This is a genomic window from Lactiplantibacillus sp. 7.2.4, from assembly GCF_018991185.1.
GTDB lineage: Bacteria > Bacillota > Bacilli > Lactobacillales > Lactobacillaceae > Lactiplantibacillus > Lactiplantibacillus pentosus.
Genome location: NZ_JAGYGS010000137.1, coordinates 1 through 1,233 on the forward strand (window position 1 = coordinate 1; position 1,233 = coordinate 1,233).

General features: G+C 39.0%; 2 protein-coding genes. Both read right to left on the reverse strand.

The features are described 5' to 3' along the window. Positions 1–50 precede the first annotated feature (50 nt). Positions 51–311 (reverse strand): DUF2187 domain-containing protein, encoded by a 261-nt coding sequence (locus tag KGF70_RS16870; protein ID WP_003639915.1) that lies wholly within the window; start codon positions 309–311, stop codon positions 51–53. Positions 312–792: 481 nt separating this feature from the next. Then, the gene (locus KGF70_RS16875) at positions 793–981 is read right to left on the reverse strand and encodes a hypothetical protein (protein ID WP_216769670.1); all 189 of its coding nucleotides are present in this window, start codon (positions 979–981) and stop codon (positions 793–795) included. Positions 982–1,233: the final 252 nt, after the last annotated feature.

A 1,233-nucleotide genomic window follows, 5' to 3' on the forward strand; every position in this document is an offset into this window, starting at 1 on the left:
AAATAAAAACCCTGTCCATTATCTGGACAAGGTTCCATTAATCATCTCTTTTATTCAGCCAACATCGCAGGGCTAACAGCTTGTAATTCCTTAGCTTCCCCTGCAGTTGGTTTCGCAATCTTCATTTTCTTAAGCGCAATCACCGCACGATATTGTAATTCCGAGACGTTGATATCATCACGGACATCGTAATGTGTAATGGTGACAAAGGCGGAGTTCTCATAAATCTTTTCAACTTTAGCATAAAAATCATAATCGGTATTGCCGTTTTTCTGGCACTTAACCCGATCCCCCACAGTAATCTGAGCCATAACTATCACTCCACTTCGTAAAATATGCTAATAACATAGCATGTAATTGGAAGAATAACAATTATTGCTCCCGAATTTACAAGATTTTTACATGGTTGCGACAGTTACCGTCCAAATTAAATGACCTTAGTTCTGTGTCAGCAATTGATCTAACCAGATACGTACGCCAAACTATTCGTAGACGATGTTTATTTTCATCAGTCAACGAGCGATACTTTAATATTTTCCAGTAACGCCATAACAATAGTTGTCGCAGTCATGACGAGTCAGTTAAAAGACGTACGGTCCTAAATGATTACTAACTGCTTCACAGCAACCGGTACTCAAACCGCCTATCAAACACTTTACTCATGATTAGTGCATCGACAATCGCCGTTTAAGGTCGCATTAAACCACCTTACTAGCAGTTACTGCAGACACTCGCTCTAAATCAGTCATCAATTCAGAATCTGCTCAACAGTTGTATGCACATAACACTAGGTCATTCTAACCCAACTAGCTTTCTTTGTTCATAGACTGCTGCCAGCGAGATATAGTTATCAACAAAATGAATGTCTGCTTCCGTCCCTTCCCGATACAACGTGGCAAAACTACCATATTTCCCAAAAATATCGAATGCTTTCTGCTTGTCCTTATTTAGTTTTTTCAAATCTATTTTATGTGCATCCATTAATCTGGCATCTCCTTTAACGGATAGCTGTTTCAGCGGTGAAAGTGTTATATTTTGGCGCTTCATTAAGTGCAGTTGATAGAATCTTTATGAAGTCTCAACTTGAACACACGCAGAAGACGACCGTGCAATTTCAAATTTTACACCCCATTGTAACGTTCGACAGTCTTTAAGGCAAATTTTCGTTTTATCTTTGACCGGTACTTCGAGACACAAAAAAAGGAACCGAATTAACGATTCCTTAGGTTGCAT

Coding starts and splice junctions, on each gene's coding strand:
- KGF70_RS16870 (WP_003639915.1), bottom strand. CDS start 311: ATGGCTCAGATTACTGTGGGGGATCGGGTTAAGTGCCAGAAAAACGGC.
- KGF70_RS16875 (WP_216769670.1), bottom strand. CDS start 981: ATGGATGCACATAAAATAGATTTGAAAAAACTAAATAAGGACAAGCAG.